Source organism: Alsobacter sp., assembly GCF_059501845.1.
The window spans coordinates 53,507-69,449 of record NZ_JCACDK010000020.1; the positions used below are offsets into that span (position 1 = coordinate 53,507).

The window sequence follows — 15,943 nt, forward strand, 5'->3', positions numbered from 1 at the left end:
CCGCTCCCTCCGGGATGGTCCGGAGGGGGTAGTGCCCAAATCGGGCGTGACGTTGCCGCAAAGGGCGGCTAATTCAACGGCATGATCGTCTGGTTCGCCATGGCGCTGCTGACAGGCGCGGCCGTCCTTGCCGTGCTCTGGCCGTTGGCGCGCGCCGGAGGCGGCGACGCCTCGGCCGAGAAGGCGACCGACGCTGCCTTCTACCAGGCCCAGCTCGACGAACTGGCGCGCGATGCCGAACGCGGGCTGATCGACCCCGCCGAGGCGGAAGTGGCGCGGGTTGAAGCCGCGCGTCGGCTTCTTGCCGCGACACGAAGGGGAGAGGCGAAGACCGGCGGCGCGAGCGGTCCGTGGCGGCGACGCGTGGTTGCGGCCGCCGCACTGGTGGGCGTGCCCGTCCTCAGCCTGGGCCTGTATCTCGCCTTCGGTCAACCCGATCTGCCGGATCAGCCGCTCGCCGCGCGCACGGACAAGCCCGCCTCCGATCTCTCCATGGCCGAGGCCATCGGGCGGATCGAGGCGCATCTGGCGAAGGAGCCGAATGACGGCAGGGGCTACGAGGTCGTCGGTCCCGTCTACATGAGCGTCGGACGCTACGACGATGCCGTGCGGGCTTTCGCCAGCGCGGCGCGGTTTCTCGGCGAGACCCCCGTGCGTCTCGAGAACTGGGGCGAGGCGACCGTGGCAGCCGCCGACGGCGTCGTGACGGCCGATGCTAAGGCGCTGTTCGACAAGGCGCTCGCTGGCGATCCCAAGCGGGTGAAGGCCAGGTTCTACAAGGCGGTCGCGGCCGAGCAGGATGGGGACAGAGCCACCGCCCTCGCCGTCTTCGGCGACATCGCGACGGAGCTGAAGGGAACGCCGCTCTCTGCCAGCCTGGCCGAGCGCATCAAGGCGATGGGCGGCACGCCGCCCGAGGGTACCCTGGCCGAGGCCGCGCCCGCGGCACCGCAGGAGGCCACCCCCGCCGATCCGACCGGCACCGAGGCGGGACAGGCCGTCGCATCGCTTCCGCCGGACGAGCGGATGAAGATGATCCGCAGCATGGTCGACGGACTGTCGCAGAAGCTGGCCGAAAACGGCGGTGACGTGGAGGGCTGGCTGCGTCTGGTGCGGTCCTATGCCGTCCTGAACGAACCGGAGAAGGCCAGGGATGCGGTGGCGAGGGGGCGGGCCGCACTGGCTTCCGACGCCGGTGGGTTGGCCAAACTCGACGCCCTGGCGCGCGATCTCAACATCGGAGGGTCCTGACGGACCGCTGGAATGACCCGCAAGCAGCGTCGCCTCACCCTGATCGGATCCGCACTCGCCGTGCTCGGCATCGCCGCGGGGCTGGTCCTCTACGCGCTGTCCGACAGCATCGTGTTCTTTCACGGCCCGACGGACGTGGTCGAGAAGAACATCCAGCCGGGGACGCGCTTCCGGCTCGGCGGCCTCGTCAAGGAAGGCAGCGTCCAGCGGGGCGACAATCAGGTCATATCCTTCGAGGTGACGGATACTATAAAGTCGGTGCCGGTCACCTACCAGGGCCTGCTTCCCGACCTGTTCCGCGAGGGGCAGGGCGTCGTTGCCGAAGGGGTGCTCGAGGCGACCGGCCGGTTCCGCGCAGACAGCGTGCTTGCCAAGCACGATGAGAACTACATGCCGAAGGAGGTGGCGGACGCGCTGAAGAAGCGGGGCGTCTGGCACGAATCATCGGGCAAGGACGGCACGCCCCCGGCAGCGGCCCAGGCCTCGGGCGCCGCACCGGCAGGGCAGGCGGGGAGCGCGACGCCATGATCGTCGAAATCGGCCACTACGCGCTCGTTCTCGGGCTCGCGCTCTCGCTTGTGCTCTGCACCGTCCCCGTCTGGGGCGCCGTCACACGGGACGCGGCGCTGATGGCGGTCGCGCGCCCGGTCGCCCTGGCGCTCGCGGGCTTCGTGGCGCTGTCCTACGTTGCGCTGACGGCCGCCTACGTCACCTCGGACTTTTCCGTCGTCAACGTCGTCCAGAACTCCCACTCGGCGAAGCCGCTCGCCTACAAGATCTCCGGCGTCTGGTCGAACCATGAAGGATCGATGCTGCTCTGGGTGCTGATCCTGGCCGTTTTCGCCGGGCTCATCGCGCTGAGGGGCGGGCGCATGCCTGTGCGCCTGCTCGCCACGGTGCTGGCCGCGCAGGGTGCCGTCGCCGCCGCCTTCCTGCTCTTTATTCTCGGCACATCGAACCCATTCGCCCGTCTCTCACCGGCACCGTTCGAGGGGCAGGGGCTCAACCCGATCCTTCAGGACCCCGGCCTCGCGATCCACCCGCCGTTGCTCTACCTCGGCTATGTCGGCTTCTCCGTCGCCTTCTCCTTCGCGGTGGGCGCGCTGGTGGAGGGCCGCATCGACGCGTTGTGGGCCCGATTCGTCCGGCCCTGGACGCTGACCGCCTGGATCTTCCTGACGCTCGGCATCGCGATGGGCTCCTACTGGGCCTATTACGAACTCGGCTGGGGCGGTTGGTGGTTCTGGGATCCGGTCGAGAACGCCTCCTTGATGCCGTGGCTCGCGGGGACCGCCCTGCTGCACTCCACCGTCGTCATGGAGAAGCGGGACGCGTTGAAGGTGTGGACCATTCTCCTGTCCATCCTCACCTTTTCGCTTTCCCTCGTCGGCACCTTCCTGGTCCGCTCTGGCGTGCTGACGTCGGTGCATGCCTTCGCCACCGACCCGACGCGCGGCGTCGTCATCCTCGCTATCCTGGTGGTGTTCATCGGCGGCAGCCTCGCGCTCTTCGCATGGCGTGCGCCGATGCTGCGGCAGGGCGGGATCTTCGCGCCCGTTTCGCGAGAAGGGGCGCTGGTTCTCAACAACCTCTTCCTCGCGGCGTCCTGCGCCGCCGTCTTCATCGGCACGCTGTACCCGCTCGCGCTGGAGGCGGTCACCGGGTGGTGGGATCCGGCCAATCCGGCGAAGATCTCGGTTGGTGCGCCCTTCTTCAATGCCACCTTCCTGCCGCTCGTGATCCCGCTGTTCCTGCTGATGCCCTTCGGCCAGTCCCTTGCCTGGAAGCGTGGCGACCTGCTTGCGGTGGCGCAGCGCTTGGTTGCGGCGGGTGCGATCGCGATCGTGATCGCGCTCATCACGGTCGCACTGACCTGGGGCGGGCCGGTGCTGGCGCCAGTGGCGATCGGTCTCGGCGCATGGCTCATCATGGGATCCCTGACGGAAATCGTGACCCGCTCCTGGCGGCCCGGCGCGACCGTCTCGATCGTCCTGGCCCGCGCGGCCGGCCTGCCGCGTTCGGCTTGGGGAACGGCGATCTCGCACGCAGGCGTCGGCGTGACCGTGATCGGGATCGCTGCGACGGCATGGGGGGTCGAGCAAATCGTGACGATGAAGGCCGGAGACAGGGTCGAACTCGGCGGCTACACGCTGGTGCTCGAGAAGGTCGCCCCGCGCCAGGGCCCGGACTACCGGGAAACAGTGGCTGAGATCGGCGTGTTCCGGGGCGAGACCCGGGTCGGCGAGATAGACCCCGCCAAGCGCATCTTCGAGGCGCGGCAGATGCCGACCAGCGAGGCGGGCCTGCTCACAGTCGGCCTTGGGCAGGTCTATGGCAGCGTCGGCGAGTTCGGGACGGATGGAACGGTCGGACTGCGGCTCTACTGGAAGCCGCTCGTGCTTCTGATCTGGCTGGGGGCCGTCGTCATGGCTCTCGGCGGCTGCCTCTCGCTTCTCGATCGCAGGGCACGGATCGGCGCGCCGGTGAAGGCACGGGCGCCCGCCGGCGCAGTGCCGGCGGAGTAGGGCGGTGCACCGGGCTCTCCGTTCGTTCGTCGCGGTCGCTGTGTTGTGGTCAGCCATGGCCGCCCCGGTGCTCGCGGTGCAGCCGGACGAGGTGCTGCCGGACAAGGCCATGGAGCAGCGCGCCCGCGGCATCTCCTCCGGCCTTCGCTGCCTCGTCTGCCAGAACCAGTCGATCGACGATTCGGACGCACCCCTGGCACGCGACCTTCGGCTCCTCGTCCGCGAGAAGCTGAAGGAGGGCAAGAGCGATTCGGAGATCCGCGACTACCTTGTCGACCGCTATGGCGAGTTCGTGCTGTTGAAGCCATCGTTCACCGGGCACAACCTGCTGCTCTGGGTGGGTCCGTTCGCTGTCTTGGCTCTGGGAGCGGCCGTGGTCTGGGCGAATGCGCGGCGCAGAAGGCCGGCGGCCCCGGCGCCGCTGACGGCCGAGGAAAGGGCGGCGCTGGAGCGGATGACGCAGGGCTGACGGCCGTACCTCCGCCCACCTTTCCAAAGTTTCATCTTCCCGCGATGCGGCTGTAAGCCCGCTTAGCCAATTGTCTTCTTCGAAGCAGGGCCGAGGCCCGCCTTCGAAAGGAGATCAGATCCATGACCACCGCTGACAAGCCCGCCTCCCGGCGCCTCTCGGTCCGCGCCACGCTGATGGCCGGAGCCTGCGCCGCAGCCATCGTCGGCACCGGCGTCGGCGCCATGTATGGCGTCCCGACCCCCGCCCGCGCCGAAATCACCCAGTCCGTCCTGCCGCCGAACGCGCCCGGCACCTTCGCCGACATCGTCGAGAAGGTCCGCCCCGCCGTCGTCTCGGTGAAGGTGAAGGTCGAGACAGCGTCCGATACCGGTGCCGGCATTGCCGACGGCGGTGACGAGGACGGCAACGGCATGCGCGGCCTGCCGCCGGGCATCGAGGAGTTCTTCCGCCAGTTCGGCCAGAAGGGCCAGCGCGGCCAGGGCGGCATGCCCAACATGCATCCGCGTGGTGGGCACCAGTTCGCCCAGGCGCAGGGTTCCGGCTTCTTCATCTCCGAGGACGGCTACATCGTCACCAACAACCACGTCGTCGACCACGGCGTCGAGGTTCAGGTGACCATGGATGACGGCCGCACCGTCGACGCCAAGGTCGTCGGCACGGATCCGCGCACCGACCTCGCGCTGCTGAAGGTGAAGCAGGACGGCAAGTACCCCTTCGTCAAGTTCGCCGGGGCGGAACCCCGTGTCGGCGACTGGGTGATGGCGGTCGGCAATCCGTTCGGCCTCGGTGGAACGGTGACGGCCGGCATCGTCTCGGCCCGCGGCCGCGACATCGGCTCCGGCCCCTATGACGACTACCTGCAGATCGACGCGGCGGTGAACCGCGGCAATTCCGGCGGCCCGACCTTCAACCTGAAGGGCGAGGTCGTGGGCGTGAACACAGCGATCTACTCGCCGTCAGGCGGCAATGTCGGCATTGCCTTCGCCATTCCCAGCGAAGTCGCCGACGGAGTCGTCGAGTCGATCAAGGACACCGGCAAGGTCTCCCGCGGCTATATCGGCGTGCAGATCCAGCCGGTCTCGCAGGAGATCGCCGACAGCCTGGGACTGAAGGACACCAAGGGCGCCCTCGTCGCCGAGACGACCGATGACGGCCCCGCGGCCGACGCCGGCATCAAGTCGGGCGACACCATCGTCAGCGTCGACGGCAAGTCCGTCGCCGGTCCGAAGGAACTCTCGCGAGAGATCGCGATGAAGAAGCCCGGCAGCACCGTCGAGGTCGGCGTGATGCGTGACGGCAAGGAAAAGACGTTGTCGATGAAGCTCGGCGAGTTGCCGAACCAGAAGACGGCGAAGGCCGACACGCAGCAGGAAGATGGCGCCGCCAAGGGCACCAGCTTCGGCCTGAAGCTCGCCCCGGCGGGTTCCGTCGCCGGAGCCGGAAGCAAGGGCGTCGTCGTGACCGACGTGAACCCCGACGGCCCCGGCGCCGCACAGGGCATCAAGGAGGGTGACGTCATCCTCCAGGTGGCCGGCAAGGACGTCTCCGAGCCGTCCGAGGTCAAGTCCGCGCTCGACGCCGCCCGCAAGGATGGCCGCAAGGCGGTGCTGATGCGGGTCAAGACTGGCGACCAGAGCCGCTTCGTGGCGCTGGCCTTCCCCAACAAGGCTGGCTGAGGACGCAGACAGGCGGGAGCGATCCGTTGCTCCCGCCCGTTCTGAAGCCCGGCTCTCCGGCTGCAAACCAGTCCCCACCGCATCGGGGAGCCGCGGTTGTCAGGCGGCAGGTGGACGCGCCCCCGTCCGCCTGCCGTTTTTGTGCCTGGGCCGATCCGGCGGTCTTCCCCGCCGCCAATGTGTGGAAAACTGTCGCGGTGTCGTCAATCCGGCCTTTTGGGCCGCGTTCGTGTCCAGCACGTGATACAACTGATCCAGCCGCTGTTCTGTCGCGTATCGGGACCTCAGATAACAACAAGACGTACCTCATGTTTTTCAACTGGCGCGGTCGGCCGGCGCTGATGTTTCCCACGCTGGCCTTTGTCGTCGAACGTCCAGGAGCAGCGTGGACGAGGTGCAACGCATCCCAGGTTGCGGCTGAAGCGGAGCCGCTGAGCGACGACGAATTCTGGGACAAGTTCGAGGATTGGGCACTGGGCCAGTTTCCGGTGCAGTTCAGTCCGCTCGACAGGTCTGCGGCGCGGCGGCATCCACCCGTCCTGCGCACCGGACAGCCGGCGTCGCATGCGCAGCAGCAGCAACAGCCTCAGGACCCCGAGGACGGCGAATGAGCCGATGCTGGGAGCCGGCTCGCCCTGCTCAGGCGAGCAGGCTCGAGGTCGTGCCGGCGAGAACCGCCGCCGCTGCAAGCAGCAGGGCACCGGACATCACGGAGAAGGCCGTCCGCACCCGCTGGTGCTGGAAAGCGGGAGACAGCAGCTGCCCGGCGAGGCTCCAGCCGTAGAACTTCAAGGACGACGCGATCAGGAAACCCGCGCCGAACCAGCCGCTCGTCCCGGAGTACCCCGACGAGAGCAAGCCGACGAGGAGCACGACCTCGACATAGACGAGCGGGTTGAGCCATGTGACCGCGAGCATCGCCAGCACGGCCTTGCCCCGGCTGCCTAAAGCGGACGTGCTCTCCAGGTCGCACGATGCGTCGGCCCGTCGCAGGATGGCCCTGATGCCGCATGTGATGAGGAAGGCGACGCCCAGCCAGCGCATCGCATCGACTGCAGATGGGTAGCTGGCGGCAGCGAGGCCAAGTCCCGCCAGTCCGACGCCGACGAGGACGATTTCCGAGAAATACCCGGTGGTGGCTGTCGTGAGAGCGTGGCGGCGACTGAGCCCGGCCCTGAGCAGATGGAGGTTCTGTGGCCCGATCGAGAAGATCAGGCTGAACCCCAGAAGAAAACCAGCCGAAGCGGCGGCGAAGGACGTTCCCTGAACCATCATGGCGACAACTCCTCCATCGCGCCTGGCCGGATGTTCGGCGCAGGCGTCGTGGGCCTCGGGCGTTGCTGCAGGAACTCGGTCTGTTTGGTGCCTGAACCGCACTCGGGAGCGGATCTTCAGGCGCGGGATGCACCTCCCCGCCCATGAATGATCCCACCGTTCTCCGTACGGACAAGTGAAAGATCGTGCGTTGACGCTTGAGCTGAACTCACAGTTCGGCCGCAGGAGAAGCCCGCGCGGCGTGCCCCCGAGACAATGTTTCGCATCCTCAGGCGCGGATTGATCAGGTTAAGCTTGCGCGGTCAGCATTGCGTTTGTTCTCCGCGTCGAGGCCAGTGGAGATCGAAGACCATGCCGCGCGTGCCGCTCGTCGCCGTGAGGGCCTTCGAGGCCGTTGTCCGGCTGGGCAGCGTGTCCAAGGCGGCCGCCGAGCTGAACGTGTCGACATCCGCCGTCAGCCACCAGCTGCGTTACCTGGAGGATTGGCTCGGGATACAACTGCTGAAGAAGGAGGGGCGGGGTGTCACGCCCACCCCCGCCGGCCGGATATTCGCGATCACTCTCGGAAACGCCTTCGGCGCGATCGAGACGGCCGCGGCCGCTCTTCGCCAGAGCCGCGACACCCCCGTGCTGACGGTGGCGTCCATCCCGTCCTTCGCGACGCGCTGGCTGGTTCCGCTCCTTCCCGAGTACCAGCGCGAGTACCCGGGCGTCGACATCAGGGTCATCTACGAGCCGCTCGCCGAGCTCAGCGGGTTCGACCGTGCGGAGGTCGTGATCCGGCGTCTGGATGCCGACAAGGCGCGCGATTCGGGTGCCGAACTCCTGCTTCCCGGCTGGACGGCGCCGGTGTGCAGCCCGGAACTCATCCAGAAGCGCGGCCCCTTCCTGTCGCTAACAGATATTGCGCGGGTGCCGCTGCTGCATGACGCCGACAGGCTCTCTTGGCGCACATGGATGGAGGCGGCGGGCCTGGACCCGATGCTGGCGGAGGCCGGGACGATCTTCGAGGACTTTCACCTTCTGAGCGTCGCGGCGGCGGCCGGTCATGGTGTGGCTCTCTGCCCGGTGTCAATGATCGGCGAGGAGCTGCGGTCGGGCAGGCTGGTCGTCCTCTCGGACGTCGCGGGCAACGAGTCGCGGGGCTACTACGTGGTCGTCGCGCCGACGCGGCCGCCCCACGCCGTCACCTTCGCAGGCTGGTTGCGAAACGCCGTGGTCGAACGCCTCGCCCGCGGCGCGACGAACGCCTGAACCCGGCGCGAGTATCGCATGGGGTTCGCCGGAAAAGAGCGGCACTCGGGCACGCGCACGCCTATATTGCACCACGGCGAGCGCTGCCCCGCCGTGGCAAGGCCGCGGGTGACCGGCCGGAGACCTGCGGATAGACCATGAAGCTTTTGATCGTCGAGGATGACCGCGAGGCCGCCGCCTACCTCGTCAAGGCGTTCCGGGAAGCTGGCCACGTGGCGGACCATGCGGCGGACGGGCTGGACGGATACGCCATGGCACGGGAGGGCCAGTACGACGTCCTCATCGTCGACAGAATGCTGCCGAAGCTCGACGGCCTGTCCCTCATCCACGGCCTGCGGGAGCAGAAGGTGGAAACGCCCGTCCTCATCCTGTCCGCGCTGGGACAGGTCGACGACCGCGTGAAAGGCCTCCGGGCGGGGGGAGACGACTATCTCGCCAAGCCTTACGCGTTCTCCGAGCTCCTCGCGCGCACGGAAGTGCTCTCACGCCGCCGCGGCTCCGGGCCTGCTGAAGAGACCCGCTACCGCGTCGGCGACCTCGAACTCGACCGGCTCTCGCACAAGGTCTCGCGAGGGGAGAAGGTGATCGACTTGCAGCCCCGCGAGTTCAGGCTGCTGGAGTACCTGATGAAGCATGCCGGGCAGGTGGTCACCCGCACCATGCTGCTGGAGCATGTCTGGGACTATCATTTCGACCCGCAGACGAACGTCATCGACGTTCACCTTTCGAGACTCCGGGGCAAGATCGACAAGGGGTTCGACAGGCCTTTGATCCACACGGTGCGGGGCGCGGGATACATGGTCCGTGACGGCGCTCGGTAAGCTCTTCCGCACGACGGCCTTCAAGCTGTCGGCCGCCTACCTCGTGATCTTCGTGCTGTTCGCGACCTTCCTGCTCGGCTACGTGGCATGGAACGCGCGTGTACTGATTGCCGAACAGGCGACGGCCACCGTGCAGGCCGAGATCCAGGGCCTTGCGGAGCAGTACAATTCCGGTGGGCTGCGGCGTCTGATCACCACCATCGACCGCCGGTCCAGCCAGCCGGGGTCATCGCTCTACCTCCTGATGACGCCCGCCGGCGACCGGATCACCGGCAATGTCAGCCGTTACCCGGAGAACCTGTTCGAGCATCTCGGCGAGCAGCAGATCCAGTATTTCCCGGGCGAGGACGCCGAGAGCCCGGGCCGCAGCGCGCTCGTCTGGACGACGCGGCTGCCCAGCGGCCACATGCTGCTGGTGGGCCGGGACCTCGGCGAGGCCGACCGGCTCCGCCAGGTTATCCGCCGCGCATTCGGATGGTCGCTGGCTTTCGTCGTGGTGCTCGCCCTGATAGGCGGCTGGTTCGTCACCAGGCGCGTGCTGGGGCGCATCGATGCGATGACGGCGACGACGCGCGGGATCATGCTGGGGGATCTCTCCGGACGCCTTGCCGTCACCGGCGCCAATGACGAACTCGACCGTCTCGCCGGCAACCTCAATGCCATGCTCGACCGGATCGAGGAGCTGATGACGGGGTTGAAGGAGGTGTCGGACAACATCGCCCACGATCTCAAGACGCCGCTCACGCGCCTCCGGAACGGCGCCGAGGAGGCCTTGCGCACGGCGAGGACACCCGAGGAGTACCGCACGACTCTGGAGTCCACGATCGACGAGGCTGACGGACTCATCCGTGTCTTCAATGCGCTGCTGATGATCGCGCGGGCGGAGGCGGGCGGAGCACGCGACGGCATGGCCGAGTTCGACCTGGCGGACGTGGCGCGCGACGTAGGCGAGCTCTATGAGCCGGTCGGCGAGGAGGCGGGGGTGCCCGTGGTGGTCAAGGTCGAGGACGGCCTGACGCTCTTCGGCTCGCGCGAGCTGGTCGGCCAGATGATCGCAAACCTCGTCGACAACGCCATCAAGTACGCCGCTCCTTCAGGAGGAGGCCCGGCGAGCGCCGAACCCGAGGTCATCGTCAGCGCCGGCCGGGCAAACGGTGGCGTGGTGCTCTCGGTTGCTGACCGCGGCCCGGGTATTCCCGATTCCGACCGGGGGCGCGTCCTCGAGCGGTTCGTGCGCCTCGAGGGCTCGCGCTCGCGCCCCGGCTCCGGCCTCGGCCTCTCGCTGGCAGCGGCCGTGGCCAGGCTGCACGGCGGCAGGCTCCGGCTGGAAGACAATGCACCGGGCCTTCGGGTGGTCGTGGAACTTCCGGCCGAAACGCAGGTGATGAAGAGGGCCGCCGAATGACGGCAGCTCCGCAGTCGCTCGCGGCCCGTGTGAATGCGGCACCCGTTCTCGCTAGTCCCGAAGACGCGAAGCGGCGGCTCGATGAGGCGCTCGCTGGCGGGGACGGTGCGGACAGGTCGGCCGATGCCCTCCGGCAACTCGTGTCGGATATTCCGGCCGTGCGCGACCTCCTGCTCGGGCTGGCCGATCACTCGTCCTTCCTGTGGCGCCTCGTGGAGCAGGATCCGGAACGCTGCGCGTCCCTTCTGGCGAGTGATCCCGACCAGCGGGTCGCGTTCCTGATCACGGAAACCGCCGGGTCGTGGCGCGGTCGGGACGATATCGACGACCTCATGCGCGAGCTGCGTCTCGCCAAGCAGGAACTGGCACTTCTCGTCGCGCTCGCCGACGTCGGATGGGCGTGGACACTGGAGCAGGTCACGGCCGCGCTGGCAGGGTTCGCCGACGCAGCCGCTTCTTCGGCCCTCCGGTTCCTGTTGGCGCAGGCTGCCGAGAGCGGGCGCTACCTCGCGCCGGATCCCGGCGATCCCGCCCGCGACAGCGGGGTCGTCGTGGTTGCGCTCGGCAAGCACGGCGCGGAAGAGCTCAACTACTCCTCCGACATAGACGTTGTGGTCTTCTTCGATCCCGAGAAGGCGCCCCTCGCTCCCGGTGTGGAGGCAACACCGTTCTTCGTCCGTATCGTGAAGGGTCTCGTCCGGCTTCTCCAGGAGCGCACCGCGGACGGCTATGTCTTCCGCACGGACCTGAGGCTGAGGCCTGACCCGGCATCGACGCCGACTGCCATCTCGCTGCCGTCCGCCTTCGCCTATTACGAGACCGTCGGCCAGAACTGGGAGCGTGCTGCGCTGATCAAGGCCCGGCCGGTAGCGGGCGACCTGCCGATCGGAGACACTTTCATCAGCGACCTGTCGCCGTTCATCTGGCGCAAGTACTTCGACTTCGCCGCGATCGCCGACATCCACGCCATGAAGCGGCAAATCCACGCCGTGCGCGGGCATGAGACGATCACGGTCGCCGGCCACGACATTAAGCTCGGCCGGGGCGGCATCCGAGAGATCGAGTTCTTCGTCCAGACGCAGCAGCTGGTGTTCGGCGGCCGCCGCCCGACCTTGCGAGGGCGGCGTACTCTCGACATGCTGACGGCGCTCCACGCGGAGGGCTGGATCTCGCAGAAGGCACGGGACGAACTCGCTGCAGCGTACAGATTCCTGCGTACGGTCGAGCACCGCCTGCAGATGGTGGCGGACGAGCAGACCCAGCGCCTCCCCGTCGAGCCCGACGCCCTGCAACGCTTTGCGCGCTTCTGCGGGTACCCGGACGCCCGGCGCTTCTCCGCTGCACTGACGGGCCACGCCGCCAAGGTGGAGAAGCACTATGCACGGCTCTTCGAGGAAGGGCCGGAACTCGCCAACGAGGAAGGAAGCCTCGTCTTCACCGGTACGACGGACGACCCGGAGACCCTCGAGACGCTGCAGCGCATGGGTTTCTCCAATCCCGCGCTTGTGGCCGAGACGGTCCGGGGCTGGCATTTCGGCCGCCGGCAGGCGGTGACAAGTCCGCGCGCGCGGGAAGTCCTGACGGAGCTCGTTCCCGCGCTCCTCAGTGCCTTCGGAGGAAGTGCGGACCCGGACGGGGCGCTCACCGCGTTTGACAATGCTCTGGGACGCATGCCGGCGGCGGTGGAGCTGTTCTCGATCCTCAAGGCGCATGGGCCGGTGCTGCGCCTTTTCGCCGATCTCCTGGGATCCGCGCCGCGGCTGGCCGACATCGTCTCGTCCCGGCCGCATCTCCTCGATGCCGTGATCGACCCGGCCTTCGCCGGTGCCGACATCGGCGTGGACGCGATCATCCGCCGCGTGTCCGACGTGGTGGGCCAGCCGGAGCAGTTGGAGGAGGTGCTGGACCGGCTCCGCGAGGTGGGCCAGCACGAGCTGTTCGTCGTCGGAGCGCGCGTCCTTTCAGGCGCGCTGTCGCTGGAGATGGCCGGTCGAGCCTACGCCGCAGTGGCCGAGGCCATTATTGTAGTGACCCTCCGCGAGGTGCAGCGCCGCTTTGCCGCCGATCATGGAACGGTGCCGGGCGGCAGGATTGCCGTGCTCGGGATGGGGCGCCTCGGCTCGCGCGAGATGACGGCGACGTCCGACCTCGACCTCGTCGTGTTGTACGACTTCGAAGAGGATCAACCCGAAAGCAGTGGCCCCCGTCCGCTCCACGCCGTCGTCTACTACACACGCCTGACCCAGCGCCTGATCAGCGCCCTCACGGTTCCCACGCGCCGCGGCACGCTCTACCAGGTGGACATGCGGCTGCGCCCGTCCGGGAACAAGGGACCCGCCGCCACCCAGTTCAAGGGCTTCGTTTCCTACCATGCGGGCGAGGCGGAGACCTGGGAGCGGCTGGCGCTGACCCGTGCCCGCTGCGTCGCCGGCGACCACAGCCTGCAGGCCGACGTCGCGAGCGCGATAAGGGAGGTGCTCACCCGGAGTTTCGATCCAGCGACGATCCTCAAGGACGCGCGGGACATGCGCCAGCTGATCGCGCAGGAGAAGGGCGAGGACGACCCCTGGGATCTCAAGCTCGCGGCTGGAGGCCTGCTCGACATCGAATTCGTCGCGCAGACGCTCGTCCTGGTTCATGCGTGCCGGCATTCAGACCTTCTGACGACTGAAACCGCTGCCGTGCTGGAGCGCGCATCCGCTCTCGGGTTGCTCCAGCCGGCGGATGCAGACCTGATGCGCCGAGGCTTTGCGCTGATGCGGGATGTCTTCCACTGGCAGCGCATGAGCGTGGCCGGACGCTTCGATCCGGAAGCGTGCGGGCCAGGTCTTCGCCGCCGGATGGCAGCCGTCGCGGGGATGCCGGATTTCCCGATGCTGGACCGCGAGCTCCGTGCCCTTCGCGTTCAGGTGCGCGCGGCTTTCGACCGGTTCATGGCCGGGGCCTGATCAGGCCGCCCTGCCGGACGTTGCGATGCTCAGGCCGCTCGGCGGCATCAGGGGCAGATGCACGAGCACGACCGTGCCGGTGCCGAGGCACGAGCGGATCCGCAGCGCGCCGCCGTGGAGCTCGGCCAGCGACCGGGCGATGGCGAGACCCAGGCCGGAGCCCTCCGTGGGCTTGGACGCGTCCATCGAGACCCATTCGAAGGGCCGCGCGAGGTGCGGAAGCGCCTCTTTCGGAATGCCGACGCCGGTGTCCTCGACGTAGATGTTGACGGCGCCCGCGGCTCCACGAACCCGCACGGCCACCTGTCCACCTTCCGGCGTGAACTTCACGGCGTTGGACAGCAGGTGGCGCAGGATTTTCTTCATCGCCCGCTTGTCGGCGTGCAGGGTGAGGTCCGACGGGGCGTCAGTGTCGATCACGACCTTGCGCTCTGCTGCTTGGCCCTCGAACTCCCTGACGGTTTCCTGGATGGTGCGAGCGAGGTCGAGCGGCTGCCGGTCCATGCGGACGCGGCCCGCTTCCAATTCGGCCATGTCGAGAATGTCGGCGATGAGGCCCAGGAGGTACTGGCCGCTACGGCGGATGTCCCGGCAGTACTCGGTATACTTGTCGCAGCCGAGCGAGCCGAAGATCCCAGCCTCCATGATTTCGGAGAAGCCGAGGATGGCATTCAGCGGCGTCCGGAGCTCGTGGCTCATTTTGGCCAGGAATTCGGACTTTGCGTGGTTGGCGCTTTCCGCTTCGGCCTTCTGCTCGAGATAGCGTTCGGCGAGATCGGCGAGCTGCTGGGCCTGCAGCTCCAGCGTCTGACGTGAGCGCTTCAGGTCGGAGATCATGGCCGTAAGGCGCCGCTCACTGTCGAGGAGGTTCTCCTCCTGGCGCTTCAGCATCGTGATGTCCGTGCCGACGGAGACATATCCCCCGTCCTTGGTACGGCGCTCGTTGATCTGCAGCCAGCGTGCGTCGGGAAGTTGCGCCTCGTAGCTACGGGCGCCGTCGTCGTGGATTTCCCCGAGCCGGCTCTGGATCACGGGGGGCGTGAGGGTCGCCGCGAGAGCCTCGTAGGCCGCGCCAGGAGCAACCTGGTCCGGGGCAAGGTTGTGCAGCTTCTGGAACTTGGAATTGCACATCACCAGCCGGTTCTCGTCGTCCCACAGCACGAAGGCTTCGGAGATCGTCTCGATGGCATCGCGCAGCCGGGCATCCGCCGTTGCGGTTTCCTGGGCGAGGCGGCGCTGCTCCGTGATGTCGATGGTGATGCCGATGAGGTGGGGGTCGCGGCTCTCTCCGTCCCGGACCAGCTCGGCGCGCGCCCGCAACCATACCCAGTCACCCGTGGCGGCGCGGATGCGGAAGGCGTGGTCAACCGTCGTGGCCTCCTGGCTGGCGAGCTGGTCGGCCAGAGCGTAGAGGTCGCCGTCGTCGGGGTGCACGAGCCGATTGACGTCGCCAAAGGAGATGAACTCGCTCTGCCGGTCGTAGCCGAGCATCTCGTACATGGAGTCCGACCAGTAGATCGTACCGCGGGCGATGTCCCAATCCCAAAGGCCGCATCGGCCGCGGGAGAGGGCGGTATCGAGTCGGCGGCGGACACTGTCGCAGATCGCATCGGCATGCCGCGCACGCCAGGCCTGCCAGAAATACGCGGTGCTGATGCCGGTCAGAACCAGAACAGCGGCGCCGACAAGAAGGAAAAACGATGTCGTGCGGCTGCGCCAGCGCTCCAGCGCACCGCTGAGCGGCTGGATGACCGCGACCTGACCGAACGGGGCGGGAAGGCTACGGACGGTCGCAAGTGCCGAGCCGCTGCCGGGAAGGCTCACCATCATGACCCCTGCCTTCTCGGCAAAGGTAGTGAGCGGCTGGGCCGGACCGAACAGATCCACCAGCGTTCCATTGCCGGTGGCGACCATTCCCGTGACGGCGATGATGGCGCCCGCCGGGTCGGTCAGCACGACGCTGAGGCCGGGGGCACGCAGGCGGGGAGGAAGGATATCGCCGAGGACGGCCGGCGGGGGCGGCGCGCCAGCCTCCAGCGCTTCGCTGCGGCGGGAGAATTCCGAGGTCAGGTAGGCAGCGAGCAGGTCGACATTGCCGATGGCGTCTCCGAGCGTCTCTTGACGGCCGGCGGTCGACTGCACGTAGGCCATGGTCCCGAGCGATAGGATGAAGACGGCCATCATGGCCGGGACGATCCTGCGAAGCCAGGGCTCAGCATTGACGAGCTTGAGGTAAGTGGGGGTAGCGATCGATCTCGCCATTCCCGTAATCGCACCCGCATGCGCAGGCGCGCTGGCCGCGAAGCTTCGCGCCAT

The 15,943-nt window shown here is 67.9% G+C and carries 12 protein-coding genes; 10 read left to right on the forward strand and 2 right to left on the reverse strand.

Going from position 1 to position 15,943, the window contains the following annotated elements; genetic code table 11:
* The first annotated feature begins 81 nt into the window (after positions 1–81).
* The 6 genes from ccmI (at position 82) to AC5JCN_RS24730 (ending at position 6,535) form a co-directional block, all read left to right on the forward strand.
* A complete protein-coding gene (ccmI, locus tag AC5JCN_RS24705) occupies positions 82–1,251 on the forward strand; it encodes a c-type cytochrome biogenesis protein CcmI (protein ID WP_495757800.1) in 1,170 nt (389 codons plus the stop codon).
* Positions 1,252–1,263: 12 nt separating this feature from the next.
* Entirely contained in the window at positions 1,264–1,779 is a 516-nt protein-coding gene (gene ccmE / locus AC5JCN_RS24710; RefSeq protein WP_495757801.1) for a cytochrome c maturation protein CcmE, read from the forward strand.
* Positions 1,776–3,776: a heme lyase CcmF/NrfE family subunit gene (locus AC5JCN_RS24715; RefSeq protein WP_495757802.1), complete on the forward strand. Its 2,001-nt coding sequence runs from the start codon at positions 1,776–1,778 to the stop codon at positions 3,774–3,776. The genes ccmE and AC5JCN_RS24715 overlap by 4 nt, the downstream gene beginning before the upstream one ends.
* A gap of 55 nt (positions 3,777–3,831) precedes the next feature.
* On the forward strand, positions 3,832–4,245 hold the full coding sequence (locus tag AC5JCN_RS24720; RefSeq protein WP_495757942.1) for a cytochrome c-type biogenesis protein: 414 nt from the start codon (positions 3,832–3,834) through the stop codon (positions 4,243–4,245).
* Positions 4,246–4,367: 122 nt separating this feature from the next.
* Positions 4,368–5,924, forward strand: coding sequence for a Do family serine endopeptidase (locus AC5JCN_RS24725; protein WP_495757803.1), 1,557 nt, complete (start codon positions 4,368–4,370; stop codon positions 5,922–5,924).
* A gap of 308 nt (positions 5,925–6,232) precedes the next feature.
* Positions 6,233–6,535 (forward strand): hypothetical protein, encoded by a 303-nt coding sequence (locus tag AC5JCN_RS24730; protein ID WP_495757804.1) that lies wholly within the window; start codon positions 6,233–6,235, stop codon positions 6,533–6,535.
* A gap of 28 nt (positions 6,536–6,563) precedes the next feature.
* Here the strand turns inward: AC5JCN_RS24730 and AC5JCN_RS24735 are convergent, their stop codons facing one another.
* Positions 6,564–7,199, reverse strand: a complete 636-nt coding sequence (locus tag AC5JCN_RS24735) for a LysE/ArgO family amino acid transporter (protein ID WP_495757805.1) — start codon at positions 7,197–7,199, stop codon at positions 6,564–6,566.
* A 351-nt stretch (positions 7,200–7,550) separates the two neighbouring features.
* On the opposite strand from AC5JCN_RS24735, the gene AC5JCN_RS24740 reads away from it, so the two are divergent.
* From AC5JCN_RS24740 to AC5JCN_RS24755, 4 genes are all read left to right on the forward strand, one after another.
* A complete protein-coding gene (locus AC5JCN_RS24740) occupies positions 7,551–8,453 on the forward strand; it encodes a LysR substrate-binding domain-containing protein (protein WP_495757806.1) in 903 nt (300 codons plus the stop codon).
* Between the two features lie 137 nt (positions 8,454–8,590).
* Positions 8,591–9,274, forward strand: a complete 684-nt coding sequence (locus tag AC5JCN_RS24745; RefSeq protein ID WP_495757807.1) for a winged helix-turn-helix domain-containing protein — start codon at positions 8,591–8,593, stop codon at positions 9,272–9,274.
* Positions 9,258–10,679 carry a sensor histidine kinase gene (locus tag AC5JCN_RS24750; protein WP_495757808.1) on the forward strand — a complete coding sequence of 474 codons (1,422 nt, stop codon included), beginning with the start codon at positions 9,258–9,260 and terminating at the stop codon, positions 10,677–10,679. The genes AC5JCN_RS24745 and AC5JCN_RS24750 overlap by 17 nt, the downstream gene beginning before the upstream one ends.
* The gene (locus AC5JCN_RS24755) at positions 10,676–13,627 is read left to right on the forward strand and encodes a bifunctional [glutamine synthetase] adenylyltransferase/[glutamine synthetase]-adenylyl-L-tyrosine phosphorylase (RefSeq protein ID WP_495757809.1); all 2,952 of its coding nucleotides are present in this window, start codon (positions 10,676–10,678) and stop codon (positions 13,625–13,627) included. The genes AC5JCN_RS24750 and AC5JCN_RS24755 overlap by 4 nt, the downstream gene beginning before the upstream one ends.
* On the opposite strand, the gene AC5JCN_RS24760 is transcribed toward AC5JCN_RS24755, so the two are convergent.
* Positions 13,628–15,889: a PAS domain-containing sensor histidine kinase gene (locus tag AC5JCN_RS24760; RefSeq protein ID WP_495757810.1), complete on the reverse strand. Its 2,262-nt coding sequence runs from the start codon at positions 15,887–15,889 to the stop codon at positions 13,628–13,630.
* Between the last annotated feature and the right edge of the window lie 54 nt (positions 15,890–15,943).